Source organism: Rhizobium etli CFN 42 (assembly GCF_000092045.1).
Lineage (GTDB): Bacteria > Pseudomonadota > Alphaproteobacteria > Rhizobiales > Rhizobiaceae > Rhizobium > Rhizobium etli.
Genome location: NC_007765.1, coordinates 144870 through 167866, shown reverse-complemented (window position 1 = coordinate 167866; position 22997 = coordinate 144870). Strand labels below are relative to the sequence as shown.

General features: G+C 62.4%; 18 protein-coding genes and 1 riboswitch. Of the genes, 3 read left to right on the top strand and 15 right to left on the bottom strand.

Annotated features, from left to right (window positions below; translation table 11 throughout):
• Positions 1-12: 12 nt before the first annotated feature.
• The 5 genes from RHE_RS24745 to RHE_RS24725 form a co-directional block, all read right to left on the bottom strand.
• Positions 13-378: a VOC family protein gene (locus tag RHE_RS24745; RefSeq protein WP_011427997.1), complete on the bottom strand. Its 366-nt coding sequence runs from the start codon at positions 376-378 to the stop codon at positions 13-15.
• A 102-nt stretch (positions 379-480) separates the two neighbouring features.
• The gene (locus RHE_RS24740; protein WP_011427996.1) at positions 481-984 is read right to left on the bottom strand and encodes an SRPBCC family protein; all 504 of its coding nucleotides are present in this window, start codon (positions 982-984) and stop codon (positions 481-483) included.
• Positions 977-1324, bottom strand: a complete 348-nt coding sequence (locus RHE_RS24735) for an ArsR/SmtB family transcription factor (RefSeq protein ID WP_011427995.1) — start codon at positions 1322-1324, stop codon at positions 977-979. Before RHE_RS24735 ends, RHE_RS24740 begins: the two co-directional genes overlap by 8 nt.
• A gap of 145 nt (positions 1325-1469) precedes the next feature.
• Positions 1470-1979, bottom strand: coding sequence for a nucleoside kinase (locus RHE_RS24730; protein ID WP_042119845.1), 510 nt, complete (start codon positions 1977-1979; stop codon positions 1470-1472).
• A gap of 94 nt (positions 1980-2073) precedes the next feature.
• A complete protein-coding gene (locus RHE_RS24725; protein WP_042119842.1) occupies positions 2074-2958 on the bottom strand; it encodes a LysR family transcriptional regulator in 885 nt (294 codons plus the stop codon).
• Between the two features lie 125 nt (positions 2959-3083).
• Here RHE_RS24725 and RHE_RS24720 point away from each other — a divergent pair, with 125 nt between their 5' ends.
• Positions 3084-3269 (top strand): 4-oxalocrotonate tautomerase, encoded by a 186-nt coding sequence (locus RHE_RS24720; protein WP_011427992.1) that lies wholly within the window; start codon positions 3084-3086, stop codon positions 3267-3269.
• A 325-nt stretch (positions 3270-3594) separates the two neighbouring features.
• Here the strand turns inward: RHE_RS24720 and RHE_RS24715 are convergent, their stop codons facing one another.
• The 8 genes from RHE_RS24715 to RHE_RS24675 form a co-directional block, all read right to left on the bottom strand.
• On the bottom strand, positions 3595-3903 hold the full coding sequence (locus RHE_RS24715) for a DUF982 domain-containing protein (protein WP_011427991.1): 309 nt from the start codon (positions 3901-3903) through the stop codon (positions 3595-3597).
• A gap of 1003 nt (positions 3904-4906) precedes the next feature.
• Positions 4907-7312 (bottom strand): protein kinase domain-containing protein, encoded by a 2406-nt coding sequence (locus RHE_RS24705; protein WP_011427990.1) that lies wholly within the window; start codon positions 7310-7312, stop codon positions 4907-4909.
• 41 nt (positions 7313-7353) lie between these two features.
• A complete protein-coding gene (locus RHE_RS24700) occupies positions 7354-8535 on the bottom strand; it encodes a serpin family protein (RefSeq protein ID WP_011427989.1) in 1182 nt (393 codons plus the stop codon).
• Between the two features lie 14 nt (positions 8536-8549).
• Positions 8550-11096 (bottom strand): trypsin-like serine protease, encoded by a 2547-nt coding sequence (locus RHE_RS24695; RefSeq protein ID WP_011427988.1) that lies wholly within the window; start codon positions 11094-11096, stop codon positions 8550-8552.
• The gene (locus tag RHE_RS24690) at positions 11093-12709 is read right to left on the bottom strand and encodes a caspase family protein (RefSeq protein ID WP_011427987.1); all 1617 of its coding nucleotides are present in this window, start codon (positions 12707-12709) and stop codon (positions 11093-11095) included. Before RHE_RS24690 ends, RHE_RS24695 begins: the two co-directional genes overlap by 4 nt.
• Positions 12710-12730: 21 nt before the next feature.
• Positions 12731-14692, bottom strand: coding sequence for a DUF4384 domain-containing protein (locus RHE_RS24685; protein WP_011427986.1), 1962 nt, complete (start codon positions 14690-14692; stop codon positions 12731-12733).
• A 211-nt stretch (positions 14693-14903) separates the two neighbouring features.
• Positions 14904-15281, bottom strand: a complete 378-nt coding sequence (locus RHE_RS24680; protein WP_042119838.1) for a hypothetical protein — start codon at positions 15279-15281, stop codon at positions 14904-14906.
• A 215-nt stretch (positions 15282-15496) separates the two neighbouring features.
• Positions 15497-16084, bottom strand: a complete 588-nt coding sequence (locus RHE_RS24675) for a hypothetical protein (protein ID WP_020923018.1) — start codon at positions 16082-16084, stop codon at positions 15497-15499.
• A gap of 258 nt (positions 16085-16342) precedes the next feature.
• Here RHE_RS24675 and RHE_RS24670 point away from each other — a divergent pair, with 258 nt between their 5' ends.
• Positions 16343-17947: an NHL repeat-containing protein gene (locus tag RHE_RS24670; protein WP_011427983.1), complete on the top strand. Its 1605-nt coding sequence runs from the start codon at positions 16343-16345 to the stop codon at positions 17945-17947.
• Between the two features lie 89 nt (positions 17948-18036).
• Here RHE_RS24670 and RHE_RS34135 read toward each other — a convergent pair whose 3' ends face one another.
• Both RHE_RS34135 and RHE_RS24660 read right to left on the bottom strand, forming a co-directional pair.
• On the bottom strand, positions 18037-18690 hold the full coding sequence (locus tag RHE_RS34135; protein WP_011427982.1) for a tail fiber domain-containing protein: 654 nt from the start codon (positions 18688-18690) through the stop codon (positions 18037-18039).
• 23 nt (positions 18691-18713) lie between these two features.
• The gene (locus RHE_RS24660; RefSeq protein ID WP_011427981.1) at positions 18714-21302 is read right to left on the bottom strand and encodes a caspase family protein; all 2589 of its coding nucleotides are present in this window, start codon (positions 21300-21302) and stop codon (positions 18714-18716) included.
• 412 nt (positions 21303-21714) lie between these two features.
• Positions 21715-21826, top strand: a riboswitch (guanidine-I (ykkC/yxkD leader).
• Positions 21827-21900: 74 nt separating this feature from the next.
• Between RHE_RS24660 and RHE_RS24655 the strand changes: the two genes are divergently transcribed.
• Positions 21901-22974, top strand: coding sequence for a putative urea ABC transporter substrate-binding protein (locus RHE_RS24655; RefSeq protein ID WP_011427980.1), 1074 nt, complete (start codon positions 21901-21903; stop codon positions 22972-22974).
• Positions 22975-22997 lie beyond the last annotated feature (23 nt).

The following is a 22997-nucleotide window of genomic DNA, read 5'->3' as shown; positions in this document are numbered from 1 at the left end:
CAAGCCGCGACGCTATCTTCGATGCGTATCGAACGGCCGAGAGGGCGGCTCCGCAAGGGTGATGCGATTGCCGTCCGGATCCGCGATCTGGGCAATCCTTCCGTAGTCGCCCTCGGATTCACCTGTGAGCGTCACCCCACCCTCTTCGAGCGCTCTGCGGGCTTCATCCATTTTCGGCACCACAATGGTCAGCCTGCCGAACCCGGCATTCTCCTTGTCGAGGAAGATTTGAATATTCGCTCCGGCGATGTTGCGCCATTGGATCAACGCCTCCATGGGACGATCATCAGGCTCCCGGTCAAACAGCTGAGTGTAAAACCTCTCCGCTTTATCCATGTTGGCAGTTGCGAGCGCGGCGTAGATTCCTTGGATCAGCATTCCCATAACTCCCCTTTCTTACCGCCTCCACGGTAATGAAACAGGACGAGTTGCGTTCCAAACCAGTGTGGGTGGCGGCAAAGGCGGTCTAAGGGCCGTCCGCTATCCGATCAGGCCGGGAAGCAATTCGTCGAGCTGCTCCAACTGCTCCGGCAATGCGACAGCCGAGCCCTGCAGTGCTTCCACAAGCGCCTCCTTGGACGGATAGATTTCGTGGAAAACCAAAAGCGTCTTCCCGCCTTGGTCCTCGAAGGTCACGGTGGTGATCGCGCCCTCTTCGCCCTCGTCGTTGGTCCAGACGATGCGCTCGTTCGGCACCACCTCGAGATACTTGCCATAAAAGGCCATGGTGTCCGAACCGCCGGCGCCGAATTCCAGCCGATATTTGCCGCCGGTGCGGACGTCCATATCGCACGATACGAGCGAAATGCCGGGTGCTGATTTCGGCACCCACCAGCGCTGGAACAGCTCGGGCTGGCTCCACGCCCTGTAAACCGTGCTCGGCGGCGCATTGAACATCCGCGTTACCAAGAGTTCGCGATCCCCTCTGCGCTCCACTGACGTGCCGTTCTGCGTACCACCTGCCCTCTCAACCTGCTCAGTCATCGCTTCCCTCCCGGTTCATTTCGTTGATGATTTCGTCCAATGCTTCGAAGCGGGCCTCGAACAGCTTGCGATGCGCCTCGATCCACTCGGCCTCCGCCTTGAGGCCGCGCTTTCCAAGCTTGCAGGTTCTCACCCGTCCGACCTTCTGCGTGACGACAAGCCCCGCCCGCTCGAGAACCTGGACGTGCTTCTTCATACCGGTCAGCGTCATATGGAACTTATCCGCGAGACTGGTGATCGACGCCTCCCCTCGCCCAAGCTGATCGATGATCCCGCGGCGGGTCGCATCTGACAGCGCCGCGAACGAGAGATCGAGGGGAGGATCTAAATACTGAACCATCTAGTTCAGTGTATAGCCTGCTCACGCGTCAAGCGCAAGCCTCCGCAACTTTCCTTGCCGTAGAAGTGCCGCCGATCGGCGTTCAGGCGACCAGCGCATTTCCAACAGCGATCGAGCGCTTCGCATCCGATTCAGCTTCAGGAGTTCAGGTGAGTTGAGCGAGGATATCGTCGACCACACCCGTAACGCTCCCCGCCGCGTCGATATTGATACCGGCGGGAAGATACTCCCGGGTGTTGTGGTAACGGAGCACCAGAGCCCGCTCAGCCGGCTCGAAGCCCGGCTCATTGGGCCGCCCATCCAATCGTCGGTTCAAGGTCTCAACGTCGATATCGAGCACGAAAACCTTATCGAACAGGTGCAGGAATTTGTGGAAATTGCGCGATCCGCCACAGAAGAAAGTGACAGGGTGGGTGGTGTCGGCAGCAATGGCCCGGACCTTTTCGGCAGGCCAAATCCAATGCGCGTATCCCCAAGCAATGCGGTCGGCGCCTTCGGGAGGTCCCGCGAGTGCGCGGCCGGTCTCGGGGTCGCCCACATATGCCAGGACGCGGTCACCGTGGACAACATGGTAGCCCCGCCGCTCCAGTTCGGAAGCGACAGACGTTTTTCCAGTGCCCGAACTGCCTTCGATCAAATAGTTCCTGATGCCCATGAGCGCTTCTATCACGGGCTTTGATCCGGTGAGAAGAGTCTTACCGTGCGGAGGATGTGCCGGCACGCCCGTCGCTATGTCGACGTCGATCGACTTAGCCGAACCGTTCCACCAGGAAATCGATCACCGTCCGCAGCATCGCTGTCGGGCGCCGGTTCGGGGCGTAGATAAGGAACATCGGCACAGGCCTGTAGGACCATTCCGGCAGCACCTGTTCGAGCCGTCCTTCGGCGATGTCGGCGGCGAGCAGCAGTTCCGGTTGAAGCACGATTCCCGCACCGCTGAGCGCTGCCATGCGCAGCGCCGCGCCCTGGTTGGTGGAGAACTTTCCGGAGATCGGCACGTCGCGCATTTCGCCGCCCGGGCCGACCAGGTGCCAGAGATCCGACATGCGCCAATAGGAGTGGCCGAGGCAGAGATGGGTCGTCAGATCCTCCGGCGCGGCCGGCCGGCCATGGCGGGCAAGATAATCCGGCGCGGCCGCGAGAATGCGCCTATAGGGCGTGAGCGGGCGGGCGACGAGGCTGCTGTCTGAGAGCGGGCCAATGTGGATGCCGAGCTCGAACCCCTCGCCGACGAGATCATGGACATTGTTGTCGAGCGACAGCTCGATGCTGACCTCGGGATAGGCGTTCTGATACTCGATCAACGCCGGCACCAGCACTTGCGTGCCGAAGCTGACAGGCGCCACCAGCCGAAGTCGGCCGCGCGGCGCCGATTGCAGCTCGCTTGCCGAAGCCTCGGCCAGCGCCACTTCGGCAAGCGCGCGCTTGCAGCGCTCGTAATAGAGCTGGCCGACCTCCGTCAGCTGATGCCGCCGCGTGGTGCGATGGATCAGCTTGGCCCCGAGCCGGGTCTCGATCGTCTTGATGTGCTTGGCAACCATGGCCGGCGACACCTGCGCGATCTCCGCGGCCGCCGCGAAACTGCCATTGTCGATGACCCTGACGAACATCGCCATGCCGGCCAGCTTGCCCACGATTGCCTACCTCCAGGTTTCGAATGACGATACTGTGAACTTATTTATCAACCTCAGCATTTACAACATAGTCGTGATGCCGGCGCCAAGGCTACGGACAGCACCAACCCCACGAAGGAAAAACCATGCCCATTCTTCACCTGCAGATGCATCCCGGCCGCACCGACGAGCAGAAGCGCGCCTTCGTGCGCGAAGCAACCAGGGCCGCCGTCGACACCCTGGCCTGCCCGCCGGAATCAGTGGAAATCCTGATCACGGAAGTCGCCAAGGATTCCTGGGCGGTTGGCGGTAAGCTGAAATCGGAGGGCTGAGAGGCGAGCGGCAGGTGCCGAAGGGCGAGCTGCGGGCGGCGGCCGCCATGGCATTGGACAGGGAGCCAGCACTCGGCGGCTCCCGTGCGGACCGTCGAGGAGGACCGACACCTCACTTGTAAGGCTTAGAGCGGTTACGTCGGAACCAGTCGGCTTGGAACGCCCGTTTCGTGGTTCTTGGCTCGAAGAGTTATACCAAGGACGTAGCAGTGCACCTCGCCAGCTAGCCTTCCGAAAGAGCAGCCGCCCCTATGCGCCCCTGAAATCGAAATTTGTCATATGTTCGCTAACGCAAAAAAGGAAAGGCAGCCGCGTGAAATAGTGACTACCGCATCATCGGCGGCACGTGCGGGCGCCGCTCACCCATTCGCTGCGGAACGAGCGATAGAGTGCGGATGCCTGCCTCGTCGGCCGCACGCAGAAGCACTTCGCGGAATTGTTCCGGGGAAATTTTGCCGGTGATGGCGTCGACGCAGGCTTTGACGGCGGCCATATATTCCTCTCCGTCATCGCAAGGCCAGTCGTTCATCAGGAGACGCGCCGCGTCGCCCAATGTCCACACGATCTTGCGAGATTTCGGACCTCGCAAAGCAAACCCGACAGGCGTGAATGCTGATGATGTATTCCAGCACATTATCCCCGACCCTCAACGCACGGATACTGCAGTCCCCATGTTCAATGTACGCGCGTATTCAGAAATTTGGAATTGAAATCTTTGGGATAGACGCTGCCTAAACGGGAGATTATGAATCAAAAAGAAAATGGGCTCGGCCAGCCGACAGATGTCGTCGGGCGGCTGACATCGCAGTAAGAACAGTTCATATGTCGCGCGTAACCGGGTTGTGATTTCATGCGTATCGTGAGAAGGCGGTTTGAAGGATACGAGCGTAGCGGGGACGCGCCGCCAACAGCGGTTTCCAGACCTTCCACAGACCGTGGCGACCCATTGTAGAGATGCACAACTTGACCTTTAGCTGAGAACCTCAAACTCGAACTCTTATACCTTAGTCACTCAGCAAGCTCTTAAGGTCCACATCGTCACTGACTAAGAGCGAAACTTATTTCGAGAACAGAACGGCAATATGAATAATAAGAAATGCCAAAAACACTACAATAAGGAACGGTCTTCCATATAAAACCCTTGATCTGTTTGTCGCAAGATCTCGATCGTCGGTTGAGTCTCCCTTATATATCTTTCCTCCAATATTGCTGTCGAAGTCAAAATTCCAGTTATTTCTAATATAAAATAAAATTTCTCGCGCTTCCTCGATAGCCAAAAATAAGAATACCAACAACAATATTATTGCTCCGCCAACGACGCCGTCGGCATAGAGGCATCTCTCTACTGAAAGCATATTATTCCCCTTCGGCACCGAATGTATCGCGGCGCGCGCTGCGCGTTCAAATAATACCACTGGCAAATGAAATGGCGGATAGCAAGTTTCGAGCTCGCAACCGCTTATCGCGCCCATAAGACGAAATAGAATTGAAGACGTGAATGGTGTTCAGTCGCTCCGCCAGCACGAAGGAGCTCTCCGAGCCTGAGATGCGCGAGCAAAGGCGGTACCCCTTGTTGATACCGAACCCCAATAATCCCACGCCTTTCAGCGGACAATTCGACTCAAGGCCTCCGCCCCTCACCGCAATTCAGCGCTAACCCGAAAAATCCCACCAGCCGATGCATCCGAGCAGACGACGAAAGTGGAGCCTTCCTGGGCCATGAAGGCGACATTGCCGCCGGCTTCGCAGGGGGTGGCGCTCCATTGCAGGATGATGTCGCCATTGTCGGGCAGTTTTTCCGTCGTCAGCTTGACGGCGCTTGCCATCCATTCGGTCGCTGACGGCAGGTGAACGGGGGCGTTCAGCTGTTTCGACAGCCAGGCGGTATAGTTTTGCGCCTCGGCGAGCGGCACGTCGTCGGCCGGCTGCTCGGGGTTGCCGGCATAGGCCTGGGCGGAGGCCGGGTCTGCGTTGGCGGTGTAATACTCTGCCATTTCGGCGCGGGTCACCGCCTTTGCCTGCATGCAGAAGGACTTTTCGACCTTCACGGCGCCATTGGCGACGCCGAGCATGCCGCCGAGCTCCTTCAGCGACGAGGTCATCAGCCGGACATTGTCAAGCGAATAGCTGCCGGCCGGGATGGTCTCGAAGGCGACATTCGGTGCGACCGGGCAGAAGCCGCGCGCCGACAGCGCTTCGAGATCGGCAAGGATCGGCTGATAGGCAGCGATGGCGAGCTTGTAGGCCTCGGCGCTGTAGCGGCCATCGGCCTCGGTGAGCTTCGGCGCGAGCGCGGCAAGCGTCGGATCGGCGGGGCCGGCGCGTGTCGTCAGCGAGGCGTGGAGATCGGTGACCTTCCGCCTGAGCGCCGTCGCCTCATCCTTGGCCGCCATGACATCCGCAATCAGCGCGGCGAACAGCTTGGCGGCGTCGCCGTAGCCCGCGGTCGCGGCCGGCAGCTGCCATTGCTCGGCCTTGGCCTTGGCCTCGGTCATCAGGCCGCTCGCCTTGGCGAGGTCGGGGCTGTCGCCGGCGCCGATGCGGGTGACGGTTTCGCGTTTTGCCACGGCGTCCTTTTCGGCTGCCGTCAGCGCGGTCAGCCCCTTGGCGAGGTCCTCGTAAGCCGTTTTGGCGGCCTGGTAATTATCGACCGCGCCATGCATCTGCTGGGCGGCGGCGCTGTCGGCGGCGGCCTTCATCTTGCTGTCGGCCTCGGCAAAACTCGGCGCCTTGTCGCCGCCAGCGGCGGCAGCGGCTGATTTGGCCTTCTCGGCATTTTCTTTCGAGATTGTTATCAGCGACTTGCCGAGGCTGATGGCCGCCTTCTGGTAGCCGGGAAGCGCCTTTTTATAGTCTTCGTCCTTGAGGGCGGCATTGGCCTCGGTCAGTGCGGCGGCGCCGGCATCGTAGGAGAGCTTCGCCTCGTCATCGGAGGGGCGTTCCGGTGCCTTGGCGGCGATGGCTTTGTCCCTGCGGCTCTCGGCCTCCTTCTTCCAGGTGCCGACATCGGCGACGAGCTTGGGGTCGGGGCGCAGCAGCTTCGGGATGGTGACGACTCCGACGCCGATGCAGATCAAAATCAGCGCACCGATCATCGAGAAATGCGCGAGCGTCCATTTCTTCCGCTTCGGGGTTTCCGGCTGTTGCGGCATGCCGCCGCGCGGATCCCAGGCCATCGGCTGGATGCCGGTGGTGACGCGGCTGAATTCGCCGAGCGCATCGGCGCCCATGCGCGGGCGCTGGGCCGGGTCGCGGCTCAGCATTCTTTCGATCAGGCTGGCCAGTCCCTCGGGGAAACCGGGGATCAGCACGTCGAGGCGCGGGAAGATATTGGAGGGGTCGAGATGGATGTTCTTCCAGCTCTGCTCGCGCTGGTGCTCGTCCTCCCAGACCATGACGCTGTCGAAGACGCTGGCATAGGTCTGCCGCGGCAGGAAGAGCTTGTAGGCGATCATGCCCATCGCATAGATATCGAGCGCGGCGGAAGCGGAGAGGGTGCCGCTGGCATAGATCTCCGGCGCGCCGAATTCCGGCGCATAGGGCGGGATGATGTGCTCGCCGATCTTGGAGATCAGGTGCAGGTTGCCGATCCGGACCGAGAGGCCGGAATAATCCTCCGACACATAGATGCACTGGTCGGTCAGGGCATTGTGGGCATAACCCGCCCCGTGCAGCGTCGCCAGCCCTTCGAGGATGTGGCGGCCGATCTCGATAGCGCGGTCATAGGCCACCATCTCGGTTTCCTCGAGATATTGGTGCAGCGTCTTCGACGGCCGCTTCTCGACGATATAAAAATTGTCGTCTTCCGGCGACGGCGGGATGAGGTCCTCGATTTCGACGAAGCGCCGCGCCGTCAGCGACTTGGCCTCGTTGACCGAGGTCCAGACCCGCTCGAAGCGAGCCTTGTCCAGTTTCAGCGCAACATCAGGCGCGACAATGAAGACCGAACGATCCATCCGCTTGTCCTGAGCCGGATAGACGATGAACTCGTTCTCATAGACCGGCTCGCCGATCGTGTAGCGGGCGATCAGATCACTTCTCATGCACGTGTCCCCCTGCCATTTTGTCTTCTTCAAAGCGCATGTCATTCACCCGCCAGAAGCGGATCGCCGATCAGGCCGGCGGCGAGAAAGAGGCCGGTCTTCGTATCGCGGAGCGCGAAGGCGAAACGGGCATCCGCGCTCACCCGCACCAGTTTCGGATCGATGCTCCGTTCGGTGACCACGGCCGTTGCCGCCGCCGCTTCCGTGCCGTTCTCATCGACCTTGATCATCGTCTTCTGCAGAACGCGCGACAAGCTGATGTTTTCCGTGGTGAACCCGGGAAAAGCCGCATCGCTCGCTTTTTCCGGCGAAAGGCCCATCGCATGGAGTGTCGGCATCAAATCACGCCCGTCGTTGAGGGAAAAGCGGGGCAGGAAGATTTCGCCCTTGGCGGGTTCGAATTTCTCGCCCTGAAGCCAGGAGGCAAGGGTCTTGAGATCGGCGCCGCCGACGCCCTTTTCCGAGCGCGCCGCGATCACCACCATGCGGTAGGTTTCACCTGAATAGGCGAGGTCGACGGCTGCGAAACGATCGTCGACGCGGAATTTCTGGCCGTCGCCGACAAGATGCATCATCGGCACCGAGACCGTCGAGCCGTCCGGCCGCCGGAACGGGGCTGCCGGACTTGCGGACTCGAAGGCGGTTTTCCAGCGGGCTTTGAAGGAGAGCGCCCCGAGGCTGATGAAGCCGCCGCCTGGCGGCGTTTCCAGGATCGCCGGAATGGCGTCGCGCGTCGCCTGCCTGACCCAGCCATTGATGTGCTCGACGGATTGGGGCTGATCGAGATCCTCGATCGACGGCCTGATGCGGTGCTCGGCCAGCATAGAGAGAGCATCGGGAACGAGCGCCAGCTTGTCGTCGAAGACGATCGCAACGCCTGATGCGAGCGGCGCATCCGCCGCCGGCGGCGTCTTCGGGTTCATCTCGTCGAGCACCTTCTCCGGCCCCTTGACCGCATCGCCGAAACCCAGCCCCCTGGCGATCGCCCCCTTGCCCGCGTCCGAGGCGCCGAGGCTTGCGAGACCGAGCGCGGCGGCAAGGCTTGCCGGCGACACCATGATGTTGGCCGCCCCTTCCTTCGCCAGCGTGCGGTCGATCAGGTCGACGGCAAGCCCGGCCTGGGCGGCAAGCACCGCCCCGGTGTCTGTAGCATCGCCCGCGTGGGCGGGCGCCAGCGCCATCAGGGAAGCGGCGAGGCCCGTCAGCAGAAGAGATTTCGACATCATTCGCTCCTCTTTCAGCGGATGCGATAGAATTTGGAATCGAACGACCATTTGCCCTGGACGCCGGTCTCGTCGTCGCCGACGATCCTGAGGCTTCGGGCGAGGTCGTAGACATAGTTGAAGGCAGCGCGCTGGCCGACGAGCGGCGTCGGCACGTCTGGCAGGTCGAGCACTTCGATCGGCTTGTCGCTGAGGATGGCGACGACCATGCCGACGCCGGCCGGCCCCTCCACCACATATTCGAAGCCGATATAGGGATTGCGGGCATCGGGCACGACCACGGGCCGGGCCGGGTCGAGCCGGTTGTCGCCGCCCTTGGCAGTCGGTTTCAGGCCCATCGAGCGTTTGTTCGGATAGAGCTGCGTCAGCTTGCCCGCCGCGTCGATATCGACGAGGATCAGGTAACCTGATTTCTTGGTGGAGACGCGCATCGCCACCTTGTCGCCGATGCTGACCGAAGTGCCGGGCAGCACGTCGACGGCAACACCCGCCTCATTGTCGGTCTTCAACGTATTTTCGACGGCGGCGACCGGCGTCTTTGCCTCCTCGCCGGTAACGACGTCGCGGCCGAGCGCATCCGGCAGGCCGTAGAATTGCGGCACCGGTGTGAAGCGGCAGTCCTCAGAATGCGCCCGGCAATATTCGTCCGATTTGCGCCTGACATAATCGAGCAGGGCGGCATTGCTGACCTCAGGCTTGTCGGAAGCGCGCGCCACCCCTTCCTGCACGCCCTCGATGAAACGGCGGGTGAAGACGCCGAGCGGCGGTTTAGCCTCGGTATCGACCAGCGCCCATTGGCCTGCATTGACCGCCGACCAGACCATCGCCGTTTCGCCGCCGAAGGAGAATTTCGCCTCCTTGCCGGAGCGGTTCGGCGGCTGCAGCGACGCCAAAGCCGGGCCGAGGCAGCGCACCGTGCCGCCGGCGGGTGCGGCGACCGCGCTGCGGCTGCCGGGGCCGACATGGCAGGCATCGATCAGCAGCGTGACGCGGCGGTCCTTGAGGCTGTTCAGCCGGGCGGCGATTTCGGTCTCGCGGATCTGGTTGGTGACGGTCACCTTGCCGCCGTCCCGCACCAGCTTGGCATCGGCGGCAACCAGCGTCGGGCTCGTCGTCGCCTCGGCGCCCATTTCCTCGGAGCCCTGGCCGCTGAAATAGAGAAAGACACGGCTGCCGGTCTCAGACTGGCGCACGAGCCAGTCGTCGATCTCGGCAAGGATCGCCGCGCGGCTAGCCTTGCGGTTGGTGAGCGTGTGGATCTGTTCGGGACGGTAGCCGACCGTCTTGACCAGGAAGAGCTGCATCGCCTTCACATCGTCGACCGAGCCCGTCAGCTTCGCCTCGCGCATCTCGTAATCGTCGATGCCGATCAGCAGCGCACGGTCGCCGGGAGAACGCACGGCCATCGGCAGCTCGGCGGCCGGCGCCTGAACCTCGGGCTGGCTGCCGTCGGGCGAAGCGGCCGGTGGAGTCTCCGTCGTTCCCGCAGGCGCGTTCGTGCCGTCGGGCGGCGTGGTGATCGCAAGGTTGGCCTCCATCTGTGCGGCCGCAGTCTGTTTTTGCTTCGTCCCGGCCGCCGTCTCGCTGGGAGCAGGCCGGCGCTTGGTGCCGATCGCCGCCACCTGGTCGCCGGCGGAAGCAGCTGAGGTGTCGGGCGCGTTCGGCACGTCGCCGTCCGTCTTGGCGGCGATCCAATCGCGGAAGGCGGCGACGCGGGTGTAGACGCCGTAATGCTCGGCCTCGGCGCAGCCGGCGCCCCAGCTGACGATGCCGAGCTGGATCCAGCGCTTGTCGGGGCGCTGCGCGACCAGCGGCCCGCCGCTATCGCCCTGGCAGGCATCCTTGCCGCCCTCGGCATAGCCGGCGCAGACATTGCGCTCGTCGATCGGGTTCATGCGCATCGAGCTCTCGCGATAGGAGGCGCGGCAATCCTCGCGCGAGACAAGCGGCAGCTCGACCTCCTGCAGTTCGGTCGGCAGGTATTTGTCATCCCAGCCGTGATCGGCCTTGGTGTAACCCCAGCCGGTGACGACGGCGGTGTGTCCGGGGCTTTCCACGGCCTCGTCCGAAGCCGAGGCGAGGATTGCCGGTTTCGACACGGCGGGTTCGGCGAGCTTGATGAGGGCGATGTCGTTGGCAAAGACCTTGCGGTCGAAATCCTCGTGAATGATCACGTCTTCGACCGACAGACCGGGCTTATCGGGGCCGTCGACGGAGATCACCTTGTCGATCTTCGACTTTCCCTCGACGATCAGCAGGTCGCGGGCGAAGAGATCCTGCTTGCCGGAACGGCCGCTGGTGACGCAATGGGCGGCGGTCAGAATCCAGCGCGGCGAGATCAGCGAGCCGCCGCAATGACCGCCGAAGCGGCCGCGCTGCTCGGGATCGGGCGCCAGGATCTTCACCTGCCAGGGCCATTCGCCTTTTTTCGCCGCCTGGCCGCCGATCACCCGGCCGCCATCCTCGCCGGCAAAATCCGTGTCCTGCTGCGCCAGGGCAGGAGCGGCCAGAAGCAGGAGGACGGCCGCAATGTTGAGGACCCTACTGATCGACGTGCTCATAGCCTGGCTCCGGCGGAGGTATAGAGGACCGTAAATCCGACGCGTGCGCCCTCGGGCAGAAGTTCGCCGAGGTGTCTGGCGATGTTGCCGGCGGTGCGGCGCCTGTCGTTCTGTTTCAGGAATTCGACCAGACCAGGCATCGGCTGATCGGAGCTGACGGCGACGAGCAGGTCGGTGCCGAAGGGAGCGACGACGGAAAGGTCGAGATCGAAGGTTGCAGACATCTCGGCATCGGCTTCCCTTTCGCCGGGATAGAGGAACTGCACGGTGCCATCGCCGGTGACGTCGAACAGCACGAGCTTGCGCCCGGCAAGATCGGACACCGTGACGCCGACGCGCTCGCCGTCGCGATGGACCTTGTCGGACGGTGTCACCCGCACGGTTTGCGGGTTGGTCTCCGATAGCCGCTTCAGCGTGTCGAGCGCCGCCATCCGGTCGACGACGAAGGGCATGTCGCCGGCGCCGACTTCGGAGGCGACGACATCGCCGCCGGCGATCGCCTCGCGCTTTTGCGGATCGAAGACGAGCTCGGCATGGGCGCCGTCCGTCAAGTTGAACGGCGTGACGGCCGGATCGACACCCTGCAGTACCGGCTCGGAACCGAGGGCGGCAACGGTGATCGGGGCAGGCTCGGGCGGCGGTGGCAGCACGTTCGATTTCTGAGTTTCCGCCGGGCCTGCTTTGTCATAGGCATAGACAACGGCGTGGTCGAGATCCGCCCCGGGCGGGCTTTGCGTGAAGATGTTCTGGCGCTGGTCGGTGAACTGATAGACCGACTGGCGGACATATTCGAACAGCTCGCGGCGGGTCACAGTGCCATCGCCGTTGCGGTCGGCCGCACCTTCGAAAGCGCGGGCGGTAGCATAACTCAGCGCCCCGCGCTTCTCAGCGATGCCGGGAATTGTTATTTCCGGCGATTTGGTGTTGTCGTCGACGGCGGCGAGGAAGGTCAGTCGCTTGTAGTCGAAGCCGGTGGAGAGGGCGTCTGTTGTCGTCGAAATCGGCGCGAGGTCATCCTCCTCGATCGTGTAGGAGGGCGCCTGGCGCCAGGTGATCTCGGCGCCGCGCGGATCAACGTTGCGGGTCATGCCGCCGGCATGGCAGGTATCGGCGATGAACAGCACCTCGGCGCCTTTTTGCTCCAGCCTATGGATCAGCACCTTGAATTCGTCGCCGAAGATGCGCTCGCGCGATCCCGGCAGCCTGGTATCGAAGCCGGCCAGCACATAGACCTCATCGCGGCCGCTGGGCTTCGATCCTTTGACGCGTTCCGGCTCGCTCGATCCGTGGCCGGCGATGCCGAGCACGACGAGATCGCCCTCGCCCGCCCTTTGCGTGACGGCGCCGATCGCATCGAAGATGCCCTGGCGGTCGGCTGCGCCGTTCTTCAAGAGCGTCATGTCCTCGACGCCGAGCGAGCGCAGCGACAGGGAAAGATCCTCGGCATCGGCGACGGCGCCGTGCAGCGGCGGGACATTGCGATAGAGATCGATGCCGATCAGAACGGCTCTGACCGTGCCGCGCTCGGGCGCTTCGATCGTCCTGGCGAGGCTATCGGTGCCCGCCAGAGCAAGAAGGGCGAGTGCGGCGGCCATGGGAGCGAATGTGGACATGGCCGGTTCCCCTCGCCCCCTCTATTCGCGGCGCCATTCGACGCGGCGGTTGAGCGCGTCGATATCGTCTTCGGTGAGATTGGCGGTGGCGGTCACGTCAACCGGTTCGGAGGCGCCGCGGCCTTCGGCATCGATCGTGGCGTCGATGCCGTGGTTTTTCAGGAAATCGGCAACGGCCTGGGCGCGGCGCTCGGAGAGCTTCTGATTATAGTCGTCGCCGCCTTTGCGATCGGTATGGCCGATGAGGATGACGCGACCGGGCTTCTGCTCCTTCAGCGCTTCCAGCAGTTCCTCAGCGGCTTCGGTGCCGATTGAGGTGAAGGTCGATTTGTCGAAATCGAAGGTAATCGGCACCGGGATGGAGACCGGCACGATGCCGCGCACATTTTCCGAATAGATGCCCCCGAGCACGCCGCTGCGGTGATCCTTCTCGGCCGGCACGAAGCTGCCCTGCGGATTGTCGCTGGTGGGATTGGCGGCAAGGATGCGGGCCTGGGCGGCGCGCTGGATGAGATCGGAGATGGTCTCGGCCGGCGGCGCCTTCGGCGTGCGGGTCTCGTTCTTGATGATCTCGATCGCCTGCTGGTAATCGGCGGCGGCATCGGCGAAGCGGCGGGCGGAGAAATAGATCTCACCGAGCGTGGCGGAGGCCTGCCAGAGCACCTGCGGGCTGTCGGCGGCGACGAGCAGCGGTTCATACTCGGTGACCGGCTTGTTGGCCGCCATCATCTCCTGGGCGGCGGCGAGCCTGAGGGCTGCGACGCGGCGCTGGGCGTTGACCTGGAACTGGCCGCAATCGGCGCTGACGGCAATGGCATCTGCCTCGGAAGCAGCAGCGGTGATGTCCTTGGCGGCAACGGCGGTGTTCAGCTTGTCGAGCAGGGCGTTGCAGGCGGGCGTATCGGCATTGGCCACCTCGATCTCCTCGCCGGCGTGGCCGGGTTCGGCGGAACGGCCGAAGCTCAGCGGCGGCATCTTGATGCTGAAACCGCCAGGAAGCTTGAATTGCGGCATCTTGATCTGCGGCATCGGCAGCTTCGGCATCTTGGTCTGGGCAGACTGGGACGGCTGCTTATACGGCTGCTGATATTGGCTCGGTTGTTTATATTGGCTGGGGCGGGTGGAGGCGGTGGTGTCGGCCGGGCCGAGCAGCTGCAGCTCATCGGCGGCCAGCTCCTGGCCGGGCGCCAAATTGGTGACGATCTTGTATTTTTTCGGCGGCTGGGTCGTCGCCTGTTCGACGGGTTTCGGCGCGGGCTTCGGTTTTTCGATCACCTCAGGCTTCTTGGCGACCTCGGGTTTGACGGCCGGCTTCGGCTTCGGAGCGGCCGGCGGTTTCGGTGCAACGGGCGGCTTTGCCGCCTGTTCGACCGGCGCGGGTTTTGCGGCGGGAACGGCGGCGACGGGCGGGACGGCGGGAGGCGGCAGGGCCGCCGTGCTGTCGACGGTGGTCAGCGTCAGCGTCTTGCTGCTGATCTTGGTGCCCAGGCTGCGGGCTTCTTCGAGGCTGCGGGAAACGGCATCCATGCCGCCGTCGATCGAGCGGAACATGCCGCTGCCGCTGCCGCCGAGATCGGCGAAGATCGTCAGCGGCTTGGAGGAATAGAAGACCTTGATCTGCTCCTGCCCGACCGGGCCCGAAACCTGCAGCCTGGCGCCGCTGGCCGGATCCGGCACCTGCACGCGCTGGCCGGCGGCGACAAGGGCGTCGGTCTGGTACTTGTTCGGGAAGAGCTTGGTGACGGAGCCGTTCGGCGAGACGTTCAGCACCGTGACATAGGCATTCTCGCTCGACTGGATGAAGAGGCCGACGACTTCGCCGACGGCGTATCTCGCCTCGGCGCGATCGAAGGTGATGCTGACCGGCCCGCTCTGAGCCGGCGCTTCCGTCAGCGTGCGTTCGTTCTGCGCCCCGACCTCGGGGATCGGCGAAAAAAGCGAAAGACATGTGGCTGCGGCTAGGATGGCTTTGCGGCTGAGCATCGGAACCTCCCCCTTCGAACAATCTCACACTGTGCTGAAGATGAGAATAGCACCGACCGGTGAAATTGGGATGGTCTTGCCTGTCTTGCTTGAGGGAGGGTTACAAATTATTTGGAGCCGGAAAGATCGTGCGAAGGCGAAGGCGCGACAAGACTCGCGGCCGAAAATATCCGGCCTCCATTTATAGTCGGACCCGACCAGGGAATGACGGTTAGTTCTTCGGCCTTTGGCCGGCGGATTTCAGAATCGAGATCAGGTCGCTCATTCCCTCCGGCGAGGAATTGTAGAGCCAGAGAATATCCGGATTGTCCGATGTGAATTCCTTGCCGGAGCCCGAGCCCATGTCGCGGCCGGGCGATGTCGTCTGCGGCAGCTTGCCTTGGCCCGGCGTCAGCCCCTCGGCGCGTTCATGGTCGGCGATAACAGCAACGGCGGCGGCAAAGGCCTTTTCATCATGCTGGCGCAGCGCCGCAAGCGCGGGGTTTCGCGCCGCAAGCGCATCCTCAACCGGCCCGGCAAACCCGAGACCGGGCATCCCAAGCGCCAGAGCCAAGCCGATCGACAAGCTTATGAGCCGTGATTTCGTCATCGTCGTCACATCCGTCCAAGGGGCGCCATCGCGCGACTAGAGCAGTTCCGTTTTTCTTCGAATCTCTATCTCTATGTTTTCACGCAATTCCGAACGCAAAACCGCTGCACGCTTTTGCTGGAATTGCTCTAGAACGACAATAGGGAGAGGCCCGATGGAAGGCAACGGCGCTCGGCGCCAATCGATTGGGAGGGGTGAAATCGGCTGGAGAGAGGTCAGAGTATCTTCAGCTGCTGCAACGCGAGGCGGAGATTGCGCAGCATTTCGCCGAAAATTTCCTCGATCCTGCCGGTCGACCAGACCACCATGGTGCCATAGGGCGAGCGCTTGCGCTGCATGAAGCCGGCCGTCTCGAAATCGATCAGCGTCTTGCGGCAGGTCTCGCTCGACATGACGGCGACCAGGAAACGGGCGAGATTGGACTGATCGATGGCGCCCGCTTTCTCAGCCCAATTCTGGATCAGCCGCGGCTTGGTGTCGGCGGTGAACATCGAGGCCAGCGCCCGCTCCTGCGAAAGCCCGAGGCGCTGCAGCTTGGCCGGATCGCGGGTGAGCGACACCACGTAATCATTGTGCAGGTCGGCGAAGCGCTCGATATCGTCAGCCGTGTTGATGCCGAAGACCTTCATCGAATAGAGAAACTCGGCCATCAGATAGGTCGGCTCGGAGCGCAACTGGGCCAGATGTTTCTCATCCTTGCTGGCCGAGGCGGCGCAGACGCGATCAGAGAAGCCGATCCTTGCCGCGCGCACTTGCTCCAACAGACTGACATCGAGCGCCAGTTCGTCACCGTTATCCAGCATAGGCTTCCCTGCCAATAAAACTTCAAGACGATGAAGTTGTACTATCGCCGACGCCGATCTCCAAATCGTTTGGAAAGCAACGCCTTGCTGACGAGCCGCTTCTATCCTAACATTTTAAGGACTTGACGGTCATAAGGGGATGATGCCGAAAGTTGTGAACGGTTTTCGGACGACATCATTCTCTCACTCTTTAATTGTGAACAGGCTTCAGATTGAGGCCCACATGGCCAAAATGATCCTGTTCCGGGGTTCACGGCAATGCGCAGTTTCAGCTCGCACATTCTGATGGCCGCAGCGATCGCAATCGCCTGGCCTGTCCTCGCAAAAGACTCTGTGATGATCGAGCTTCCGAGCGGCGACGGCGCCCGTTCGGTCGGCATCATCTCCGCCAATGAGGAAGTCGAGGCGTCCGGGCCGGCGGCGATTACCGTCGGCGACGACGGCACCGTCTACATACTCGACCAGAACAATGGCCGCGTGCTCGCCGTCGACGGCGAACGCTCGCAGGCCGATCCCGAGATCCTGCCGCTGCCGGAGAATACGGCGCCGGAGGATCTCGCCGTCGTCCACAACGAACTCTACCTCTGGTCCGACGGCATCGTGCCGCTCGAGCGCTCCACCGGCGCCGATGGCCGCTCGCAGACCCTGCGCGCCATCGACGGCGGCGATGCCGACGACTACACCCGCTCGGTCTTCGCCTCGATGGGCTCGGTGCCGCCCGGCCCGCTGAACAGCATCATCGACGAGATCGGCCGCAGCACCAGCCGGCCGCAAGCCCGCCCGCCTGTTGTTCAATACGTGCCGAGCCGCGGGCTCGGCGATATCGTTGCGGAAGTCTCGGCTGCGAACGACAAGGCGGAAATCCTGCTGCGACGTGCGAGCTCGGAGGAGAATTTCCTCTCGCTTCAGCTCACTGGGGAAAACCGCATCGGCACCGTCGAACTGCTCGACATCGACACCACGGGCAGACCCTATGTCCTGGCCGAACTCGTGCCCGCCGACCGGCCGGAACGGACGGGCATGCTGGTGGTGCGCTTCACCCCGAACGGCATGACGGACCGCGTCTACGATCTGCCGATCGAAGCCGGCACCGTCTTTGCCAGGCGGTTCGTGGCGATCGGTCCGCGCGGCGACGTGCTTTTTCTGCGATCCGGGGAAAGCCGGGCGCAGGTGCTGAAACTCGAGGGCCGCGCGCCTGGCCGCAAGCTCGCCGTTGCCAAGCCGGCCAAGCCGGCAATTGCGGTCAGACCCGGAAAGCTGCCGAAGGTGGCGATCCTGCCGAAATCGCGCGGCGACGTCATCGAGCGGGCGATCGGCTTCGAGACGCTGAACTGGCTGGTGACGCCGGCGGCCTATGGCAGGGATCCGGGACCGGCTTGCGTCAACATGAACCGGCTGCGCCGGCCGTTCTATTTGATCGGCAAACGCGGCCAGACGGTGAAGGGCGTGCCCTATTGCTGGGGCTGCAAGACGCCGCTCGAGGATTTTACCAATGGCGTCATCGACGGCCAGACGGCCGGCAACGTCTGCACCAAGAGCGCACCGCAAACCAATATTCTCGGCGTCGACTGCTCCGGCTTCGTCAGCGAAGCCTGGGGTCTGAAGATGCATGTCTCGACGCGGGCGATCCCTGGCATCACCAGGCGGCTTGCCGATCCCTGGTCGCTGCAGCCGGGCGACGCACTGAACCGGCCGGGTTCACATGTCATGCTGTTCATGCGCTTCACCGACGACCGCAAAGTGGAAGTGATGGAGGCAACGCCCAACGCCTGCAAGGGCCGCGTCTGCCGCAACACCTATTCTCTCGGCAGCCTGCTGCTGCGCGGCTATCAGCCTGTGCGCTTCAAGGGGTTGGATGGCTGAACGGCCGGGTGGCTGCAGGGCGCAGTATTGCGGCTGGGCGCAAACAAACGTTGCGTCCAGCACGGCCGTTTGGATCAGATTGCCAACTGTTACAGCACGAATTCCGCAAGTCCGATCAAAGGCTGCGTCTTTGCAGCGTCGACCGAAAGCGCCGCGACGGCAGCGGCTGCCGCTGGCGAAGCCAGCGAAAGCTCATCCGCTATCGAAATCATTCTGATATCGAGCCTGGCATAGTCCACCATGTAGTATCCAGTTGCATCCTGAGACAGGACATCCGGCCTGATCAGCAGCAGGTCTTGCGCCATCGTACCGACAAAGAGCGGCCCGCCCCAGATGTAGCGGAATGCATAGATCGGGATGCCGGCAGGGGACGTGCCGAGGCGACGAATATCCGTCTTCAGACGGCGATCGGACCAACCAGGATCGCCGCCGCCGGGATCGCCGCCGGCGTCGCTGCCGCCGGAGTCACTGCCGGAACTACCGCTGTCGGAGCCGCCGCCCATTCCGGATGAGCTGCCTGAGCTGGAATCTTTGTCCGAACGAGCAAAAGTCGACTCCCGGTCGTCACTCTTGGCGACGACCCTTTTGACGGTCGGCGCCTTTTTGCGGGCCGGCTGCGCCGGCTCCTGAGTGGCGAAGAGCGTCTTGCCGCCGGGGTCAAAGATGCAGCCCTGCAGTATGACGCCGGAGCCGGCGATGAAGGTCGAGCAGAGGAGTACACGGATGAAGACTTTGCTGGTCATGTCAGGCGCCCCCGGAACACCGTTTAAAAAAGATCATATCGCGGATTTCGCTTTGCCCACGTCGCCTTCGCAAGAAGCGTCAGCCTCGCGTTGAGTGACTTCGTCTTCGGCAGAGCCTTCAGTTCCTGCGCGGTCAATTCGGCCGAAAACGCCTCTGCGGCCTTCTTTTTGGCAGGCTCCGGCAAGGATGCGAGCTCCTTGTCGGATTGCTTTTTGGGGTCGCCGGTTCCGGGCCTGTTCAGTGCGCTTGCAAGAGCGAAATAGTGAGCGGCGGTCACAAGGCTGTCAGCATCCGAACCGTCGGCCTTGGCCATCTTGGCCCGCTCGAGCGCGCTCCAATAATCGCCGCGCTCGGCCCCCATTTCCAGCCAGGAGAGGGCTGCAGCCTCGTCTTTAGCCACCCCTACGCCGTCTCTGTACATAAGGCCGATGTTCCGCGGGGCATAAGGCTGACCGCCGTCCGCTGCCTTTTTGAAGAGCTCCAGCGCCTTTTCGAGGTCCTGCGGCACGCCCTTGCCTGCGCGATAGATCATCCCGAGGCTGTTCATCGAATATATGTCGTTTCTCTTGAGGCCCGACTCGTAAAAGCGAATGCCGCGTTCCATGTCGGGTGGGACGTTGACCCCGTTCGAGAAGATGTAGCCAAGTTCGTTCATTGCATAGGTGTGGCCGAGGTCGGCTGCCTGGAGCATCAGCTTAAGGCCTTCCTCAGTGTCGGCTTTCACACCGCGGCCATAATAGAGGCTTTTGCCATAGGCATAGAGCGCGTAGGGATCCCCCTTCTTCGCGCCGATGGCGGCTATCTCGCTCGATTTGCCGAGATTTTCCGGGACGGACGCTCCGACGAGATAGAGCGCGGCGAGTTCGGAAATCGCCCTGACATGGCCGGCATCCATCGCCTTCTTGATCGTCGCAAAGGCCGTCTTGGCGTCGCGGTTGGCAAGCTGGGCGCGACCGAGCTGATAAACGAAGCGGGCAACTTTGGGATAGGCCTTCACCGCATCAGCGCAGGCAGCGAGCGCGACGGCGGGATCGATTTCATTCGGCAGCTTGCCCGCCGTCACACCCTGCAGGTCGAGCGGTGCGGCGGCTTCGGTATCGCAGGCGTCGAGCGTCGGTTTGAAGGTGATGGTGGCGGGCTGCAGGTCGTCGTTGGCGGCTTGCAGCGTCAGCGCGAAAGGCTCGTTTTCGGTACCGATCTGCGGCTCGTAGGAAAGAGCCGGAATATCGGCTGCTTCGAGCACGTGACCGGGCCCGATCACCCGATCTCCGGCACGCAGCGTGCCCTTGTCGGGCAGGGCCGCGACCTTGAAGGTCATTTCCGCAGCCGATGCCGGTACTTCAGGCAGGCGGGATTCGACGGGACCGACGCCGATCGTCGTGTCGACCTGGCGCGGCAGCGCTTTCAGATAGGCGTCGGCATCGGCAAGCCGCGCCTGCTTTTCGTGTTCGAGCTGGGCGAGCTTGGCGCCGGCATCCGCCGAGACGGTGATGGCGACGACGCCCTGCGTCGCCTGGCCATAAGGATCGCTGACCGTATAGCCGATCAGTCCGACCGTTCCGGCGGCAACGCCCGATGAATCATAGCTCAGCGCCGTCAGCGCCGCGGCCGGCATCTTGGCACCCTGGTCCACCGGCTTGCCGTCGACGCTGAGCTTGCCGGTCTGGGGAAGCTGGTTCAGGGTGACGAGCAGCGCCGAGCCGGTTTCGTCATGCGGCGGGGCGATCGGCAGTTTGGTCGCGGCCGCCCCTTCCGGTACGCTCACCTGCTGCATCGGCTCGACGCTCGGCGGCGGCGGCGCCGGGATGAAATAGAAGCTGTCCATCAGCGAGGAATTCTCCCAGGGGACCTGCTTGCCATTGGTCATCGCGATCACGTCGCGGCGCACATCGGTCAGGACCTGGCGGATTTCCTTGTTCGGCTCGCTGGCGCGCTTGATGAAGGATTCTGAATAGGGACTCAGCGCCCCCTCGCCATCGAGCGCCACCTGGCCCGGCTCCGTCGAGAAGGCAATCAGGCTGCCGAGATCGCTGTCGATGCGGGCCAGCCCGCGCGTGGCGCCGACCGGTTCCAGCTTTTCCGCCATCCAGAATTTCTGCGCATTGAACGGGTTGTTGCGGCAGGCATCGAGAAAGATCAGCTGCACGCGCGAATTCTGCTTGAGGTGGTTCAGGATGAGATCGAGCGGCATGGTCTGCGTCTCGACGTCATAGGGCGTTTCCAGCGTCGCATCGACCGGCACGATGAAATTCTGTCCGCCGACCTGGATGCCGTGGCCGGAATAATAGATGAGACCGGCCTCTGCATTATTGGCCGAGCGCAGGAAGCTGCGCACCGTGTTCTCAAGTCCGATGCGATCGACATTGATGCCGATCGTCACGTCGAAACCGGCTCTGCGCAGCGTGTTCGCGACTTCCTGGACATCATTGGCAGGATTGGGCAATGAAGGCAGCGTCTTATAAACGGAGTTGCCGACGATCAAGGCAACCCGCCGGCCATCCTGGTCACCGGATGCGGCGACAGCGGGCTGTTCAAGCCCGAAAAAGACCAATGCCGTCAGGAAGATCAGCAGTATAGCCGCAAGGCGGTTCTTTCCGTGAAACTCGGGCATAGCTCCACCGCAGATAGTACTGGTTGGACGATTTATTGCCGGCCAAATAAAAATATTCCCCTGACTGTAAAAAAGCAAGTTTGGTGACTTCCAAGGCAATTGGAGGGCTTCCAAAAATTGTATCGTCAAGGGTCACCCACAGTAAATCCGAACCATTACCGAGGCTTATGCAAATGCAGGGCTCCCCGATGTGATCGGTGCAAGCAAAGACCCGTTCCGGCCCAGTCAAGGACAGACACGGTGCCGGCGCACGGATGTGCCGGGTCATCGAAAGGACCGACACGCGCCGCGCTGACCGCTGCTCAAAAATTTAGCAAATGCCGCAAAGTGTACACAGTAATAGGCAATCGGGGAGCGGAGGCTAGAAAAATCAACATGTTATAAGCTGGCACTCCTCTTGCATGTAATATGCTGAGTTGGTGGCTAGGGTTCCGGCGTTTTTCTGAAGCGCGACTGGTCCGAGAGCCACCACCGGCGGAGGAGAAAACCCGTCGGGTGCACGGCGGGACAAAAGCCCGGGAGACCTCGTAAGCCAAGGGATTGGCGGCACGATGGTCTTTGCCGATCCCTTTTGAAGAAAAGCAGAAGGGGAATTTCAATGCAGACTTTTTCGAAGATTGTTTCTACCACAGCGCTGGCGGTATCGCTGATGCTTGGGCTTGCCTCAGTCGCAGAGGCGGAACAGAAGACGGAATTCAAGGTCGCCTGGTCCATCTATGTCGGCTGGATGCCTTGGGGTTACGCGGCCGACCACGGCATCGTCAAGAAATGGGCTGACAAATACGGCATCAAGATCGACGTCACCCAGTTCAACGACTATGTGGAATCGATGAACCAGTACACGGCTGGCGCCTTCGATGCGGTGACGCTGACCAATATGGACGGGCTGTCGATCCCGGCCGCCGGCGGCGTCGATACGACTGCCGTGATCGTCGGCGACTTTTCGAACGGCAATGACGCCGTGATCCTGAAGGACAAGGCAAGCCTTGCCGATATCAAGGGCCAGAACGTCAATCTCGTCGAGTTCTCCGTCTCGCACTACCTGCTCGTCCGCGCGCTCGAAAGCATCAAGCTGACGGAACGTGACGTGAAGGTGGTCAACACCTCCGATGCCGACATGGTCGCAGCCTATAAGACGCCTGACGTCTCTGCCGTCGTCACGTGGAATCCGCTGGTCTCCACCATCCTCGAAGATCCCTCGGCCAAGAAGGTGTTCGATAGTTCGCAGGTGCCGGGCGAAATCATCGACCTGATGGTCGCCAATAGCAGCGTACTCAAGGACAATCCGAACTTCGGCAAGGCGCTTGCCGGCATCTGGTATGAGACGGCCGCACTGCTGCGGGCAGACACCGCCGAAGGCAAGGCAGCCCGCGAGGCCATGGGCTCGGCTTCGGGCACCGATCTTGCCGGCTTCGAAGCCCAGCTTGCCGCCACCAAGCTCTTCGACAAGCCGGCTGATGCGGTTGCTTTCACCGCTTCGCCCAATCTGCCGGAGACCATGGATCTGGTGCGCAACTTCCTTTTCGAGAAGGGACTGCTCGGCAACGGCGCGCCATCCGCCGACGTCATCGGCATCGAAATGCCGGACGGCAAGGTGCTGGGCGACCCCGGCAATGTGAAGCTGCGCTTCACCGAGGCCTACATGAAGGCAGCCGCCGACGGTTTGCTCTGAACGCGGGCGCGGCCTGCCCGCGC